This window comes from Streptomyces sp. NPDC088910 (assembly GCF_044749865.1).
Taxonomy (GTDB): domain Bacteria; phylum Actinomycetota; class Actinomycetes; order Streptomycetales; family Streptomycetaceae; genus Actinacidiphila.
In genome coordinates this window covers 65,585-80,136 of the sequence record NZ_JBIVIV010000017.1, presented here as the reverse complement: position 1 = coordinate 80,136, position 14,552 = coordinate 65,585, and the positions used below count along the sequence as shown (strand labels likewise).

Sequence of the window (14,552 nt, the reverse complement as noted above, 5' to 3'; positions counted from 1 at the left end):
CCCGCACCCGCCATGTTCACCACTCCCCGCACGCCTCGACATCTCGTTCGCTCTACGAACCATATTAGTTCGTAGAGCGAACCGTAAAGCCGGGCAGGTGAGGGCGCGGACGGCGGGAGAGGCGGAAGGTCGCGGACCTGCTTGACTCTCACGTCGGGGAAGACCCCAGCATCGGACGCGCGCCGGACGGAGGCCCGGCGCGAGGAGGGACGGAGGAGCGCGGGCATGGAGCGGGACACGGGACCCGGCCTGATGGGCATCGGGGCCTTCTCGAAGGCGGCCAGGCTGTCGCAGCGGGCGCTGCGGCTCTACGACGAGCTGGGCCTGCTCTCCCCCGCCCGCGTGGACCCGGCGACCGGCTACCGCTGGTACGCACCGGAGCAACTGGAGAAGGCCCGCCTGGTGGCGTGGCTGCGCCGCCTCGGGATGCCGCTGGCCGGAATCCAGGAGGTCTGCGCCCAGGAGGGCCGGGACGCGGCCCTGTCGGTCCGCGCGTACTGGACCCGCGTCGAGGCCGACACCGCCGCCCGGCGGGACCTGGCCGCCTTCCTCATCGACTACCTGTCCTGGAAGGACCCCGCCATGTCAGCCGCCACCGCACCGCTCGGCATCCGTTACGCCGCCCTGTCCGACACCGGGCTCGTCCGCGAGAACAACCAGGACACCGCCTACGCGGGCTCCCGCCTGCTCGCCGTCGCCGACGGCTTCGGGACCGGCGGCGCCCCCGCGGGCGCCGCGGCCGTCGACGTACTGAAACGCCTCGACGCGGGCGCGAACACCGTCCCCGCCGGTGAGCTGCTGAACGCCCTGGAGGACGCCGTCGAGCAGGCCGGGCGGGCCGTCCGCGGCGTCGCCGCCGCCGAGCGCGAGCCGGGACACGTCGGCACCACCCTCACCGCGATGCTCTGGACCGGCTCCCAGCTCGCCCTCGTCCACATCGGCGACTCCCGCGCGTATCTGCTGCGCGACGGCGGCTTCTTCCAGATCACCCACGACCACACGATGGTCCAGTCGATGGTGGACGAGGGCCGCCTCAGCCCGGACGAGGCCGAGTCCCACCCCCAACGGTCCCTGCTGGCAAGGGCGTTGTCCGGTACGGGCCCGGACACCGACGGGAGCGCGGGCGCCGACATCCGGCTCCAGGACGCCCGCCCCGGCGACCGCTATCTCCTCTGCTCCGACGGGCTGTCCGCCGTCGTCCCGGCCGACGACGTACACGCCACGCTCGCGACGACCCCGGACCCCGACGACGCGGTCCGCGCGCTCGTGGCCCTCGCCAACCGCAACGGCGGTCCGGACAACGTCAGTTGCGTGGTCGCGGACGTCGTGGAGCTGCCCGCCTGACGCCCATGGCCCGCTGATCCGCCGGACGGGCCCTAGGACTTGGGCCCTAGGACTTGGGCTCCAGCACGTCCACGCGCGGCAGGTCCCGGTGCCGGTGGTGCGCGTCGGCGACGGCGGCCAACGCGGGCCGGTCCAGGGCACGGTAGGCCGCGGCCAGCAGCTCATGGGCGTGACCCTCGCGGGTCGCGTCGCCGACCGAGGCCCAGTGCAGGTCGCGGCCGAGGACCAGCGCCTCCGTCGGGTCACCGGCCGCGAGGCGCCGCCGCGCCTCGGCGACGGCCGCCGCCAGCCCGCCGGGGTCCGCGAAGACCGCGGCCATGTGCGTGCCGAAGGCGTGCTCGTCCGCGCCGTTGTACGGCGGGCGGCCGAGCGCGGTCTCGCCCGCCGCGAGAGCGCCGCCGCCGTCGATCGTGGTGATCCGGCCGGGCTCGACCGGCGGGCGCCGGTAGCCGTACGTGTGGGCGCGTACGTAGTCCGCGCCGGTCGCGGTACGGTCGCCGGTCTCGAACTCGCCGATTTTCGACCGGAGTCGGGCCATCCCCGGCGCGCGCTCCGCGACCTCCTCCGGCTCCCGGCCGGTGTCCTCGTGCAGGTCGTACCAGTGGCGTTCGAGCGTGACGCGCACCGCCTCCAGCGGGGTGCGGCAGGTGCGGTCGATGCCGCCGCCGTCGTCGTTGTTGTAGTACGAGCCGACGCCCGCGCAGGTGCGGCCGTCGTCGTACCAGAGGCCGTAGTGCAGGCCGTCGGTGCCGCCGTGCAGGAAGGTCAGGAACTCGGGCGGGTCGCGGTAGTAACGGCCGTGCGCGCGGATGTCGACGCCGTCGCGGGCTCGCGCGCCGGGGGCGTCGAAGAGGTCCATCACGCCGTACGGCCACAGCTCCAGGTCCGCGAAGGCCGACGCCTCGACGGGGTCGAGCGACCCGATGAAGTCGTGGAACCGGAACAGCGAGTCCGGCAGCTCGAACCCCCAGTCCGCCAGCACGCGCGCCTCGACCGCCGCCCGCAGCCGCTCCCGGTCCCGCTCCTGCTCCCGGTTCCGGTCCCGTTCCTGCTCCTGGTCCCGTTCCTGCTCGCTCATCCGTCCGCCCCGTTCCACGACGCCCCGCGCCCGGCTCTGTCCCTGACCCGCGCAGGCTAGCGAAGGCCGCGCAGCCGGGGCGGGGGCGGGGCCGGGCGCGGGGCGGGGCCGGGCGCGGCACTTGGGCGGGCGGCAGGCGATGATCGGACCATGAGCGAAATCGTGCTGATGTCGGATCCGCGCATCGCGGCCATCCCCGTCAAGGACTGTGACGAGCCGCTGCTCGACGTGCGGAGCGACGTGCGGAGCAACGTGCGGGGCGGCGGACGAGGCGGTGGCGGACGAGGCGGGGCGGGAAGCAGCGGCCCCGGTACGGACGGACCGCTCGGCGCCGTCGACCCGCGCCGCCAGGACGACGACGGCAGCTTCGCCCACCTGCGCGAGGGCGTCCTGACCCGGCTCGCGCACGCCCGCACGCTGCTACCCGACGGCGTCGGCCTGCTGTTCGTGGAGGGCTACCGGCCGCCGTCCCTCCAACGCGCCTATTTCGAGGGGTACTCGGCGCAGCTGCGCGCCGCACGGCCGGAGTGGACGCCCGCGCGGATCAGGGAGGCCGCCAGTCGTTACGTGTCCCCGCCGGAGATCGCGCCGCACAGCGCGGGCGCGGCCGTCGACCTCACCCTCGTCGCGGACGGCCGCGAACTGGACATGGGCACCCGCGTGAACGCCAACCCCGAGGAGAGCGCGGGCGCCTGCTACACCGACGCGCCGGGGCTGTCGGCCGAGGCCCGCGCCAACCGCCGTACGCTGTCCGCCGCGCTCACCGCCGCGGGCCTGGTCAACTACCCCACCGAGTGGTGGCACTGGTCCTACGGCGACCGCTACTGGGCGCTCGCCACGGGCGCGCCGCACGCCCGCTACGGCCCCCGCGAGCGGCCCGGTTCCTGACCGCCGACGCCCCCGTACCGGGGCGTACGGCCCCCCGTACGCGACGTCCGATACCCGCCAGCGACCGGCGGCCTCGCGCACAACACTGGCCGTATGACCTCAGAGATCACCGCGGCGACCGCACCCGCCGTCCACTCACGCATCGAGCCCGGAATCCTCTACTTCGGCACGCCCGTCGTGCTGCTCTCCACCGTGAACGAGGACGGGTCGGCGAATCTCGCGCCGATGTCGTCGGTGTTCTGGCTGGGGTGGCGGGCGATGCTGGGGCTCGGGGCGCGGTCGCAGACGGCGCGCAATCTGCTGCGCGACGGCGCGTGCGTACTGAATCTGCCCGAGGACTCGATGGCGGCGGCCGTGGACCGGCTGGCGCTGACCACCGGCCGCGATCCGGTGCCCGAGGGGAAGGCGCGGCGCGGATACCGTTACGAGGGCGGCAAGTTCGAGCTGGCCGGGCTGACCCCGGTGGCGTCGGAGACGGTCGCGGCGCCGCGCGTCGCCGAGTGCCCGGTGGCGCTGGAGGCGGTGGTCGAGGCCACCCACCCGCTGGCCGAGGACGACCCTCAACAGCGCGGCGGGATCGTGGTGTTCGAGGTACGGATCGCGCGCGTGCTGGTGCACGACAAGGTACGGGCGGCGGGCACGCGGGACCGGATCGATCCGGACATGTGGCGGCCCCTGGTGATGAGTTTCCAGCACTTCTACGGGCTCGGTCCGCGACTGCGGGAATCGGCGCTGGCCACCATCCCCGAACGCCTCTACCGGGGGCCCGACATCGGGCGGTCGCGCGCCGACTCGGGGGCCACGGGGCGCTCTTGACACCCGGGGGCGGCCCGCACAGCCTTGGGTGGCGCGCCCACGGCACCCGAACTCCGCTACTCCGCCGGTGGCGCGCGATGTGCGATACGCGGCGCGCCGGTACGGAGCGCGGTGGGGGTGGGCACGGCGAGTGGACGCCGCCGTGGTCGTGGATGCGGGACGAGGAGGAGCCGTCATGCGCGGGCCAGACGCGTATCCGACCGTGTCAGGTGTCGCGGCGGCGGCCCGCGTACTGACCCGGCGGCATCCCGACCTGTGCCGGATGCGGCTGGCCGGGGAGTCGCGGGCCGGGCGGCCCCTGTGGCTGCTGTCGGTGGGACACGGCAGCCGGCACGTGCTGGTGGTGGCCGGAGCGCACCCGGACGAGCAGACGGGCGGGGCGAGCGCGCTGTGGCTGGCCGAGCACGCGGTCGCCGACCGGCAGCGGCAGGCCGACGCGGATCTGACCTGGGACTTCCTGCTCTGCCTCGACCCCGACGGCACCGTGCTCAACGAGACGGGTCCGGCCGGGCCCCGGCCGCCCGCCGTCCACTACCGGCACACCTACCGCCCGGCGCCGGCCGATCAGCCCGAGCGGGCCGGGGCCTTCCGCGCGCCGGGGGACGAACTGCCCGAGACGATGGCCCTGTTGGCGGCGATCGATGAGCTGAAGCCGTTCCTCCAGTGCACGCTGCACGGCACCGACGTCGGCGGCGGTTGGGTGCGGCTGACCGCCGATGTGCCGGGCCTGGCAGAGCCGTTCGGCAAATACGCGGCCGAACTGGAGATCCCGGTGCAGACCGGCGCCTACGACGCGCTGCACTGGACCGGGTCGGGGCCCGGCGTCTTCGTGCGGCCCCCCGCGGGCACGCCCGGGCGGTTCACCGACGAACCGGAGAACGCGGCGGGCTCCACCTGGGCCCGCCCGCACCGGCACGGCGGGCTGACCGCCGTGGTCGAGGTCCCGATGTGGGCCACCCGGCGCGTGGCCGACCAGGACGCGCACCCCGGCCCCGCCCAGGCCGTCGCCTCCCTCGCCGCCCGGCTGCGCAAGGACGGCGCCGCCACCGCGTCGGCGCTGGACCGCGCCTGGCGCCTGCTCTCCCCGCAGGCCGCGCACAGCCCGCTGCTGCGCGGTGTCGAGCAGGCCGTCGGCGCCTTCTCCGGCCTCGCCGACGACTACGAGACGCTCGCCGACGCCTCCCCCGTCCCCCTGACCATGGCCCACGTCGCCGCCCTCGACATCGCCGCCCGCCGTATGCCGCTGCGCGCCTCCGGGATGCTGCTGCGGCTGCTCGACGAGGAGCGCGGCGGCGAGGGCGACCCCGGCGGCGACCACGGCCGCCTGCGCGGCCGGCTGGAGCGCCGGATCGACTCCGGCGCCCGTGACCTGTTGGCCGCGACCGACGCCCACTGGGTGCCGGTCGGCGACCAGGCCGAACTCCAGGCCAGGACCGTCCTGGCAACCGTCGACCTCACGTCAACGCGGTGACCCGCCCCCTCAAGGACCCCGCCCGCACCCCGGAGAGATCGGCGCACCGTGCCGGGGGACCTCCCGGTCGAAGGCCGAGGAACCGCGCGTTCGGCCACGACGGTGGCGCGGTGCTCGCACGGCGGGTCGTGCCCCCGAAGGAGCGCCGGGGGCACCTTCCGGCCGAAGGCCGAGGAACCGCGCGCCCGACCGCCACGCTCCCCGCACGTCACCACCCGCCCCCGAGGGGCAGCCCGGTGGTGTCCGGGCCACCCGCCGGTGGTGGGTCGCTCGCGCGGTTCCTCGCGCACCTGACGGGGCGCACCGCCTTTCGTCCGGGCGGCGAGCCGGTCAGTTGGGCGGGCCCGGGCACGACGCTTCCGCAGGTCACCACCCGCCGCTGGGGCTTTGGGCCGTTACGTGGGGTGGTCGAGCGGGCCGCAGGCCGGGCAGTCGGGGCGGCGCGGGTGGCGTTGGAGTACGGGGTCGCCGAGCGCCATGAGGTTGATGCCGTAGCGGAAGCCGGGGCGCATCCGCGGGACGCCGGTGAGCAGGGCGATGGCGGCGTGGGCGACGAGCGTGCCGGACAGACCGGCGGTGACGGCGCTCGCCGGATTCCACGGCATGCGGGGCGAGGCGGCGTCCTCGCTCTGGCCGGGGCGCAGCCGCAGATCGCGCCGTGCGTCCTCGCCCGCGCGCTGGCACTCCCAGCAGGGCCCGTCGCCGGGTACGTGGACGCCCGCGGTGACCAGCGGGCCGCGGTAACCGCCTTCCACCCAGGGCAGGTTGAGGGCGATGCAGACGCGGTTGGCCCAACGGCGGATCTCCGGCGGCCGGTCGGCGCCGAGGACCAGCAGATCGTACGGTGACCGGCCGCCGCCGTCCGGGGCGAGGAGCGCGGCGAGGGCGTCGGGGCCGCGGATCTCCCGCCGTTCACCGGTGACGGTGACATCGGAGTTGAGGGCGCGCAGCGCGGCCACCGCCGCGTCGGCTTTCGGCCGCCCGATGTCGGCCTCGCGGTAGAGCGTCTGCCGGTTGAGGTTGGACAGTTCCACGATGTCGGGGTCGACGGTGTGGACGTGACCGACGCCGGAGGCGACCAGCGCCTGCGCCGCCATGCCGCCCGTACCGCCGACGCCGAGGACCAGCACGCGGGCCCCCGCCAGGCGCAGTTGGGCGTTCCACGGGCTGGCCCGTGAGCTGAGGTCCATCCAGCGCAGCAGCGCGACACCGCGGGCGTGCCGTACGCGGTCGCGGTCGACGAGCCCCGCGGGCAGCGGCGCCGCCGCGTCGTCCACGAAACCCGCCTCCCGTAAGTCCGCCATCGCGGAGCCGATCGTGGCGGCGGGCAGAAGTAAGCGGGGGTGCGCGGCGGCGACTTCGGCGGCGATCTGCGCCGCGGTGCGTGTGCCGTCCATCGCCTCGGTAAGGGTCCAGATCCAGCCGTCAGGGTCCTCGATCTCGGCGCCGATCCCGTAGATCACACTGCCGATCCTGACGTTGCCGTCGGCGGTGCGATAGGCCTGGTGTTCGGGTTTGATCCGCGGCCTGAGCAGCGCCTCGGAATCATCGGTGTGCGGTTCGGTGTGCGGTGGTGCCGTCATCAGCCGACCCCCTCGTGCTCCGCCCGTACGCATGAGTACGTACGGACCTTGACACTGTCGCCGGGCCGCCGGAGCCTTGGCAAGGTGCGGGGGAATCAGTGGGGGATCCAGGGGCCAAACCGTTCAACTCCTCAGCGCTGCACCCTGCTTGGACAGAGAGGAGTCACCGTGGCGAACACCACTCTCGTCATCCGACGGCTGGACAAGGAAGAGACCACCGGCGACAGCAACTCCAACGGCACGTGACGTCGGACGCCGACGCCTATCCCAGCGTCGCGGAGGTCGCAGCGGCGGCCTCCGCGTTCGCGTACTCGCGGCCCGTGCTGAGCACCCTGCGGGTGGTCGGCCGGTCCCGGCAGGGGCGTCCGCTGCATCTGCTGACCGTCGGGCGCGGCCGGCGGCACATCCTGGTCGTCGCGGGCCCGCACTCCGACGAGCGCGTCGGGCCCGCGACCGCGCTGCGGCTGGCGCACCGGGTCGCCGCCGACAGCCGCCTGCACTCCGGGGCGGGCGCCTCCTGGCACTTCCTGCTCTGTCTCGACCCGGACGGGACCGTACGCAGCGAGGCCGGGCCGCCGGTGCGGCGCACGCCCGCCGAGCACTTCCGGCACGCGTACCGTCCGCCCGCCGACGAACAGCCGGAGTGGGCACCGTCGATCCGGCCGCCGGACGACCAACTCCCCGAGTCCCAGGCGCTGGTGAGCCTCATCGACGAGCTGCGGCCGGAGTTGCAGTGCTCGCTGCACGGCAACGACCTCGGCGGCAGCTGGGTCCAACTCACGCGTGACATACCGGGGTTGGCGGAACCTCTCGGCAAGCTCTCCGCCGAGCGGGACGTGCCCGTGCAGACCGGCACGTACGACGCCCTGTACTGGACGGTGTCGGGGCCCGGCGTCTATCTGATGCCCGCGCCTGGCCAGCGCGCCCAGTTCGAGAACCTGCCCGAGGACGTCAACCGCTCGACCTGGATCCGCCCGCACCGCTACGGCGGGATGACCGCGCTCTTCGAGGTCCCGATGTGGGCCAGCCGCGATGTCGCCGACACCACGGCGCACCCGGACCCCGCCCGCGCCCTCGCGGCTCTCGCCGCGCTTCTGCGCCGCCACGCCGACCGTACCCACGCCCTGCTCGACGCCGTACGGCCGCTGGTCCCCGACCCCGGCTCCCCGGCCACCCGCCCCCTCCTGCGCATCACGGGCGGCATGCCCGCCATCATGCGCAGCGTCGCCGACGACTGGGACGGGCTCCACCCCTCCCCCGTCCCCCTCACCCTCGCGCACCTCAACGCCCTCGACATCGCCGCCCGCCGCATCTCCCTGCGCGCCACCGGGATCATGCTCCGCCTCCTCGACGGCCGCGGCGGCTCCGCCGCGCGCACCCTCCACGGCGTCTGTTCCGCCCAGCACGCCCGCTGGGCGGCCGAGTTGGCCGCCGGTCATGAGTTGACGTGGGTGCCGGTCCCCGACCAGGTTGACCTTCAGTCGGAAACAGTTCTCGCCGCCTTCCGCCTCCTCAACGAGACCTGACCCCCCTCCGCGGCGCGCCCCCACCCCACCGCCCTCGCGCAGGGCGGTGCTTTCAGGGCGCTGGGGGCGTACGCCCGAGGGGGGCTAGAGGGCCGCGGTAGCGGCAAGCTCGGCGGCGACGAGCTCGGCCACCTGAACGGCGTTCAAGGCGGCCCCCTTGCGAAGGTTGTCGTTCGAGACGAAAAGCGCGAGCCCGTTCTCGACGGTCTCGTCGAGGCGGATGCGGCCGACGTACGACGGATCGCGCCCGGCGGCCTGAAGCGGCGTGGGAATCTCGGAGAGCTCGACGCCGGGTGCGGACCGCAGAAGGTCATAGGCACGGGCGACGCCGAGCGGCCGGGAGAAGCGGGCGTTGAGCTGGAGGGAGTGGCCGGAGAAGACGGGGACGCGTACGCAGGTGCCGGAGACCTTGAGCTCGGGGATCTCGAGGATCTTGCGCGACTCGTTGCGCAGCTTCTGCTCCTCGTCGGTCTCGAAGCTGCCGTCGTCGACGAGGTTGCCCGCGAGGGGGACGACGTTGAAGGCGATGGGCCGGGCGTAGACGGCGGGCTCGGGGAAGGCGACGGCGTCGCCGTCGAAGGTGAGCTGGTCGGCGGATTCGACGACCTTGGTCGCCTGGCCGTGCAGCTCGGCGACGCCGGACAGGCCGGAGCCGGAGACGGCCTGGTAGGTGGTGGCGACCAGGGCGGTCAGCCCCGCCTCCGCGTGCAGCGGGCGCAGCACCGGCATCGCGGCCATGGTGGTGCAGTTCGGGTTGGCGATGATGCCCTTGGGGCGGTGGGCGATGGCGTGCGGGTTGACCTCGGAGACGACCAGGGGGACGTCGGGGTCGCGCCGCCAGGCGGAGGAGTTGTCGATGACGACCGCGCCCTGGGCGGCGACCTTCTCGGCGAGGGCGCGGGAGGTGGCGCCGCCCGCGGAGAACAGCACGATGTCCAGGCCGCTGTAGTCGGCGGTGGACGCGTCCTCGACGGTGATCTCGCCGTCGGCCCACGGCAGGGTGCTCCGGGCGGACCGGGCGGAGGCGAACAGCCGCAGCTCCGTCACCGGGAACGCGCGCTCGGCCAGCACCTTGCGCATGACCGAGCCGACCTGTCCGGTCGCTCCGACGATTCCGATCCTCATCCGGCTCTCTCCGATCGATGTGTGCCGTTCCGTACGGCTGCGTGCCGTTCCGTACGACTGCGTGCCCGCCCGGTCGAGTATCCCCCGAGGCGGGAGCGGGGCGGCGGGGCATTTCAGGGGACGAGACGCAGCCTGGTCAGGGCGTCGTCCACGACGGCGGGCGGCGGGGGCAGCAGCGGCAGCCGTACGTCGGGGGTCGGGATGCGGCCCTCCGCGTGCAGCACGGCCTTGATGACGGTCGGGTTCGGCGCGCGGAAGAGGGCGGCGGCCAGGGCGGCGAGGCGGTGGCCGAGGGCCGTGTCCCCCTTGGTGTCCCCCGTGGTCGCGGCCTCCGCCAGCCCGGCCCAGCGGGCGGTGGCCAGGTGCGCGGAGGCGAGGATGCCGCCGGGGGCGCCGAGGGCGAACAGGGCGGGCGCGAAGATGTCGTCGCCCGCGAGGATCTCGAAGCCGTCCGGGTGGTCGCCGAGCAGGTCGACGGTCTCGGCGTCGATGCCGCCGGTGGCGTACTTCACACCGGCCACGCCCGGCAGCGCGGCCAGCTCGCGCAGCGTGCGGGCGGTCAGCGGCTGCCCGGTGCGGTACGGCACGTGGTAGACGATCAGCGGTACGGGACCGGCCGCGGCCAGCGCCGCGAAGTGGGCGAGGACCCCGGCCTCGCCCGGCCGGGAGAAGGACGGCACCGTGGCCAGTACGGCGTCAGGCACCACCGGCGCCCCGGCGAGCGCCCCCAGCTCCCGTACGGCCGCCGCCGTGGCGCCGCCGGCCGCGCCGAGCACGAAACGCGCGCCGTGCTCGCGGCAGACCCGGCCGACGACCGCCGTCACCTCGGCGCGTTCGCCGGGGTCGAGGGCGGCGGCCTCCGCGGTCGTGCCGAGCGCCACGAGCCCGGCCGCGCCGTCCCGCAGCACCTCGTGCGCGAGCCCTTCGAGGGCGCCCACGGCGACCCGGCCCTGTGTGTCGAACGGCGTGACCAGCGGTACGAGGATCATGTCCGCGAGTCTGACCCGAGCCCATGGCGAAGGTCCAGTTAATTGTCGTGCACGGAACCGTTAAGCAGCGCTACTCTCCCGCGCATGTACGAGATCTCCGCGGACCCGGCCCGCCTCGACGTCCCCCGTATCCACGACTGGCTCTCCACCGACGCCTACTGGGCCCTGGGCCGCACCCTCGCCACCCAGCAGGCCGCCATCGACGGCTCCCTCAACTTCGGCGCCTACCACCCCGCCACCGGCGCCCAGCACGCCTACGCCCGCGTCGTCACCGACCTCGCGACCTTCGCCTACCTCTGCGACGTCTACGTCGACCCCGCCACCCGCGGCCAGGGCCTCGGCACCACCCTCGTCACCGCCATCCGCGACCACCTCACCCCCTACGGCCTGCGCCGCGTCGTCCTCGCCACCGCCGACGCCCACGCCGTCTACGCCAAAGTCGGCTTCACCCCCCTCACCGACCCCGACAACTGGATGACCCTGGGCCTCCAGAACCCTTCGGTGCGGGAGCCGCGGAACCGCTGACGCGGCCTCAGCGACGCAGGCGGCCCGCACCGCCTACGGGGATACGCGGCTCACAGGGACCGCGGGCATACGCGGCCTACGCGGCCTCGGCGATGTCACCGCGCAGCGGCGGGACGCGCACGCCGTCGCGCTGCCGCTTGCGCACCCAGTCCACCAGCGCCCGCTCGACCTCCGTACGCGTGGCCACCCGGCGCAGCCGCAGCGGCACCGCGGCCAGGTGCAGCGCCGCCCGCACCCGGCTCACCCCGGCCCCGACCATGCCAGGACCCGGATGCGCGTCGAGCGCGAGCGCCACGCGCATGGTGTCGGCGAACAGCGACTGGGCCCGTTCGTAGGCGGTGTACACCGGCAGGTCCCGTTCGAGCCCGGCGGCGGCCTCCGGGTGTACGCGGAGCACCGCACGCCGCCAGCGCTCGATGACCTCGGGCCGCTGGTCGGCCGGGTACCGCATCCGCACCAGGTGGATGGCCAGGTCGTGCAACGGGTCGCCCCACATGGCGAGTTCCCAGTCCACGACGGTGAGGCCGCCGTCGGCGCGGACGATGAGATTGTGCCGGTGCAGATCGCCGTGGAGCAGCGCGAAGGGCCGTCGGCGCAGCGGCGGCATCCGGTCGCGGAACCAGCGCAACGCGTTCGCCGGGACTTCCAGCGCGGCGAAGAGCGGTGCGAAGTCGGCCCAGTTGGCGGCGCGCACATCGTGCTCGGCGAAGTCCGCGCGGGCTCTGAGGAAGGCGTTGGAGTCGCCGTCCGCGGCCCAACCGGCGGGCAGCGGGGGCAGATCGGCCGCCGACACCCGGGTGAACCCCGCCATCTGACCGACGATGGCGTCCACGACGAAGGGATCCACCGGCTTGCCCGGCGCGCAGACCTCCGCCAGCGCCTGCCCTGGCACGTACTCGTGGACGGAGAATCCGCCGAGTCCCACGTAGTGCCGGGGGGTGTTCTCCACAACCGCCGTGCGCTGCAAGGCGTTCAGGATCTCGCCCTCGTCGGGCCAGACCCGCTCCACGACCTTCAGCGAACCGTCCAGCGGCACCCGCACCTTGACCGGGGTGTGCGCCTCGAAGCGCAGACGCTCCGCCATGCCGGGCGCCAGATCGATGACGTAGTTGCTGTTGTGATGACCTGTCAGCCGCTCACCGAAGCGCGTGGCATCCTGCCGGACCGTGTCCCAAGCGGCAGCAAGGCTCTGCTCCCGGCCGGTCGTCAGGACGCCCAAAGCATCGCTCCCACGCGCTCGCGCACTCACGAGACCGCCGAAGGGCGGCCAGTGTTTGGCACGAACATTAGTGGGTAACGGCAGCCCCCGCCATCGGAGAGCCGTTAAGACCCGGTTACGGACCGCGACGCCTCACCCGTTCGGGCGACGACTCAACGCGCTCGCGGCGACGACGAGGTCACCCATCCCGACGACCACCGGATGGGGCTCGATCTCCTGGAGCCGCGCCACCCGGCTCCTGGACCGCGCGTAACCGAGGAAACGTACCCGCGCCGCCCGCGCCGCCTCCGCGTCCCGCGGCGAGTCACCGATCATCAGGCACTGCTCCGGCCGTACCTTCAGCGCCGTCATGGCCCGCAGCAGGCAGTCGGGGTCCGGCTTCATCCTGGCCGGGTCGTACTGGTCACGGCCGTAGATCCGCGACCCGAAGACGCTCTCCAGCGAATGGCTCTTCAGATACGTCTCGACGGCCTGGGGCGAGTTGTTGGTGGTGATGGCGAGCAGTCGGCCACTGAGCGCCACGGCCCGTACGAATTCGTCGGCGCCCTCTGTCTCGCGCGCGGACGGTACGGCCGACTCCTCGCCGTGCGCGAGTATCCGCTCGAGCTCGGCGGCCACTCCGGGCGGCCAGGGCTCGCCGAGCATGGCGTGCGGGTCCTTGCTGCGCGCCGTCGCCGGATTCGGGGGACGTATCCCGTGCCGGTCGAGGTACCGGCGCATCTCTTCCGCTATCAGGCTGGCCGAATGCCTCGCGAACAGTTCGCAGACCGGTCCGTCGAAGTCGAGCAACAGGCATTCCGCCGCGTCGAGCAGGGCGAACGGGCTGCTCTCAGGTGATTCGAAGTACGTAGGAGTCACTCAAGGAGTGTCAGCGGCTCGGCGATCGTTGACCAGAGTGAGTCAAACCACTCCTGGGACTCGGTGACGAACTGCGAGTCCCGCTCCTTGGGCTTCTCGGTGTTCAGGCCGAACGAGAAGAGCGTCGCGGTGATGCCGAGGACGTCGTAGATGTTGCCCTTGCCCCGCTGGCCGAACTCGACCTCGCGGTCGATCACTTGATAGTGGCCGAACAGCGCGGTCCGCCCGTTGATGAGGTAGAGCTTGTGCATCGGGGTGATCGGTACGGTCCGCACCTCGACCGACTGCTCGACGTCGGGCTGGAATTCGGCCAGGGCCGCGAAAGCGGCGCGCACCGTGAGGACATGGGCGCGGACGAGTTGTCGTAGCCGCCACAGCGGGCGCTCGTCGGAGGCGTCGGCGACCAGCCGGGGAATCGCCAACTGCGCGGACAGGCTGGGCATCATGAGGCGGAGGCGGATCGACTCGGGCTTGAGGTCGCCGTCCTGAACCCGCGTCAGAGGTACGACCAGCGCGCGGCTGAGGGTTTCCGTGGTCAGCGAGTAGGCGTCGATGGTGACGTGCTGGTGCGTGAACGCCTCGTCGATGTGCGGCCGGAGGGCCTTGGAAGCACGTCCCGGCTCCTGGAGCCGGGTCTGCGAATCCGGGCGGTCTTCCTCCCAGCGCAGCACCTCGGACGGGCGTCCGCGCTGATTGTCGATGTAGCCGTCGTCGCGGAGTACGCCCAGCGCACGCTGGATCGTGGGACGGGAGACGTTGAAGCGCTCTTCCAACTCCGCCTGAGAAGGTATGCGTCCGCCGACCGGGTAGCGACCGTCGACGATCTCACCGCGGAGTACGTCCGCGATGTAGCGGTATGGGGGTCGGGAACCGTTGGTTCCGGCGTCTTCCTCGTCCACAAGACGACGTTACAACTTCCGGCGGGACAACGGTGCTTACCTGACCCGAGTTTATCGATCTCGGCCAACTGGGCACACCCTTGATAGAGGCAGCCTCTCTCAACTTCTCATTCGTGTAGGGAAGTTGAATGATCCAGCCTCATCGGGGGTCGCCAACTTCCCGTCCGATGGCGTGCGGGACATCGCAGCCACCCGCCTTCTGCAAAAGCGCGGAGTCGCGAAGGAGGGATC

At 73.3% G+C, this 14,552-nt stretch carries 13 protein-coding genes; 6 read left to right on the top strand and 7 right to left on the bottom strand.

The window, feature by feature from the left end; translation table 11 throughout:
* The first annotated feature begins 225 nt into the window (after positions 1 to 225).
* The gene (locus tag ACIP4Z_RS31630) at positions 226 to 1,344 is read left to right on the top strand and encodes a MerR family transcriptional regulator (protein WP_401313754.1); all 1,119 of its coding nucleotides are present in this window, start codon (positions 226 to 228) and stop codon (positions 1,342 to 1,344) included.
* 46 nt (positions 1,345 to 1,390) lie between these two features.
* Here ACIP4Z_RS31630 and ACIP4Z_RS31625 read toward each other — a convergent pair whose 3' ends face one another.
* On the bottom strand, positions 1,391 to 2,422 hold the full coding sequence (locus tag ACIP4Z_RS31625) for an ADP-ribosylation family protein (protein ID WP_401313752.1): 1,032 nt from the start codon (positions 2,420 to 2,422) through the stop codon (positions 1,391 to 1,393).
* Positions 2,423 to 2,572: 150 nt separating this feature from the next.
* Between ACIP4Z_RS31625 and ACIP4Z_RS31620 the strand changes: the two genes are divergently transcribed.
* The 3 genes from ACIP4Z_RS31620 (at position 2,573) to ACIP4Z_RS31610 (ending at position 5,597) form a co-directional block, all read left to right on the top strand.
* Positions 2,573 to 3,310 carry a M15 family metallopeptidase gene (locus ACIP4Z_RS31620; protein WP_401313750.1) on the top strand — a complete coding sequence of 246 codons (738 nt, stop codon included), beginning with the start codon at positions 2,573 to 2,575 and terminating at the stop codon, positions 3,308 to 3,310.
* 93 nt (positions 3,311 to 3,403) lie between these two features.
* The gene (locus ACIP4Z_RS31615; protein ID WP_401313748.1) at positions 3,404 to 4,126 is read left to right on the top strand and encodes a flavin reductase family protein; all 723 of its coding nucleotides are present in this window, start codon (positions 3,404 to 3,406) and stop codon (positions 4,124 to 4,126) included.
* Between the two features lie 175 nt (positions 4,127 to 4,301).
* A complete protein-coding gene (locus ACIP4Z_RS31610) occupies positions 4,302 to 5,597 on the top strand; it encodes a M14 family zinc carboxypeptidase (protein ID WP_401313746.1) in 1,296 nt (431 codons plus the stop codon).
* A gap of 395 nt (positions 5,598 to 5,992) precedes the next feature.
* Here ACIP4Z_RS31610 and ACIP4Z_RS31605 read toward each other — a convergent pair whose 3' ends face one another.
* On the bottom strand, positions 5,993 to 7,117 hold the full coding sequence (locus ACIP4Z_RS31605; RefSeq protein WP_401313868.1) for a HesA/MoeB/ThiF family protein: 1,125 nt from the start codon (positions 7,115 to 7,117) through the stop codon (positions 5,993 to 5,995).
* A gap of 305 nt (positions 7,118 to 7,422) precedes the next feature.
* Here ACIP4Z_RS31605 and ACIP4Z_RS31600 point away from each other — a divergent pair, with 305 nt between their 5' ends.
* Complete coding sequence (locus tag ACIP4Z_RS31600) at positions 7,423 to 8,706, top strand: M14 family zinc carboxypeptidase (RefSeq protein WP_355341969.1); 1,284 nt, start codon at positions 7,423 to 7,425, stop codon at positions 8,704 to 8,706.
* Between the two features lie 84 nt (positions 8,707 to 8,790).
* Here ACIP4Z_RS31600 and ACIP4Z_RS31595 read toward each other — a convergent pair whose 3' ends face one another.
* Both ACIP4Z_RS31595 and ACIP4Z_RS31590 read right to left on the bottom strand, forming a co-directional pair.
* The gene (locus ACIP4Z_RS31595; protein WP_401313744.1) at positions 8,791 to 9,831 is read right to left on the bottom strand and encodes an aspartate-semialdehyde dehydrogenase; all 1,041 of its coding nucleotides are present in this window, start codon (positions 9,829 to 9,831) and stop codon (positions 8,791 to 8,793) included.
* A 113-nt stretch (positions 9,832 to 9,944) separates the two neighbouring features.
* Positions 9,945 to 10,820, bottom strand: coding sequence for a dihydrodipicolinate synthase family protein (locus ACIP4Z_RS31590; RefSeq protein ID WP_401313742.1), 876 nt, complete (start codon positions 10,818 to 10,820; stop codon positions 9,945 to 9,947).
* Positions 10,821 to 10,904: 84 nt separating this feature from the next.
* Between ACIP4Z_RS31590 and ACIP4Z_RS31585 the strand changes: the two genes are divergently transcribed.
* Entirely contained in the window at positions 10,905 to 11,345 is a 441-nt protein-coding gene (locus ACIP4Z_RS31585; protein WP_391049717.1) for a GNAT family N-acetyltransferase, read from the top strand.
* 76 nt (positions 11,346 to 11,421) lie between these two features.
* On the opposite strand, the gene ACIP4Z_RS31580 is transcribed toward ACIP4Z_RS31585, so the two are convergent.
* The 3 genes from ACIP4Z_RS31580 to ACIP4Z_RS31570 form a co-directional block, all read right to left on the bottom strand.
* A complete protein-coding gene (locus tag ACIP4Z_RS31580; RefSeq protein ID WP_355341957.1) occupies positions 11,422 to 12,564 on the bottom strand; it encodes an aminoglycoside phosphotransferase family protein in 1,143 nt (380 codons plus the stop codon).
* 132 nt (positions 12,565 to 12,696) lie between these two features.
* Entirely contained in the window at positions 12,697 to 13,422 is a 726-nt protein-coding gene (locus ACIP4Z_RS31575; RefSeq protein WP_401313740.1) for an HAD family hydrolase, read from the bottom strand.
* Positions 13,419 to 14,321: a GntR family transcriptional regulator gene (locus ACIP4Z_RS31570; RefSeq protein WP_401313738.1), complete on the bottom strand. Its 903-nt coding sequence runs from the start codon at positions 14,319 to 14,321 to the stop codon at positions 13,419 to 13,421. Before ACIP4Z_RS31570 ends, ACIP4Z_RS31575 begins: the two co-directional genes overlap by 4 nt.
* Positions 14,322 to 14,552: the final 231 nt, after the last annotated feature.

Coding starts and splice junctions, on each gene's coding strand:
- ACIP4Z_RS31630 (WP_401313754.1), top strand. CDS start 226: ATGGAGCGGGACACGGGACCCGGCCTGATGGGCATCGGGGCCTTCTCG.
- ACIP4Z_RS31625 (WP_401313752.1), bottom strand. CDS start 2,422: ATGAGCGAGCAGGAACGGGACCAGGAGCAGGAACGGGACCGGAACCGG.
- ACIP4Z_RS31620 (WP_401313750.1), top strand. CDS start 2,573: ATGAGCGAAATCGTGCTGATGTCGGATCCGCGCATCGCGGCCATCCCC.
- ACIP4Z_RS31615 (WP_401313748.1), top strand. CDS start 3,404: ATGACCTCAGAGATCACCGCGGCGACCGCACCCGCCGTCCACTCACGC.
- ACIP4Z_RS31610 (WP_401313746.1), top strand. CDS start 4,302: ATGCGCGGGCCAGACGCGTATCCGACCGTGTCAGGTGTCGCGGCGGCG.
- ACIP4Z_RS31595 (WP_401313744.1), bottom strand. CDS start 9,831: ATGAGGATCGGAATCGTCGGAGCGACCGGACAGGTCGGCTCGGTCATG.
- ACIP4Z_RS31590 (WP_401313742.1), bottom strand. CDS start 10,820: ATGATCCTCGTACCGCTGGTCACGCCGTTCGACACACAGGGCCGGGTC.
- ACIP4Z_RS31585 (WP_391049717.1), top strand. CDS start 10,905: ATGTACGAGATCTCCGCGGACCCGGCCCGCCTCGACGTCCCCCGTATC.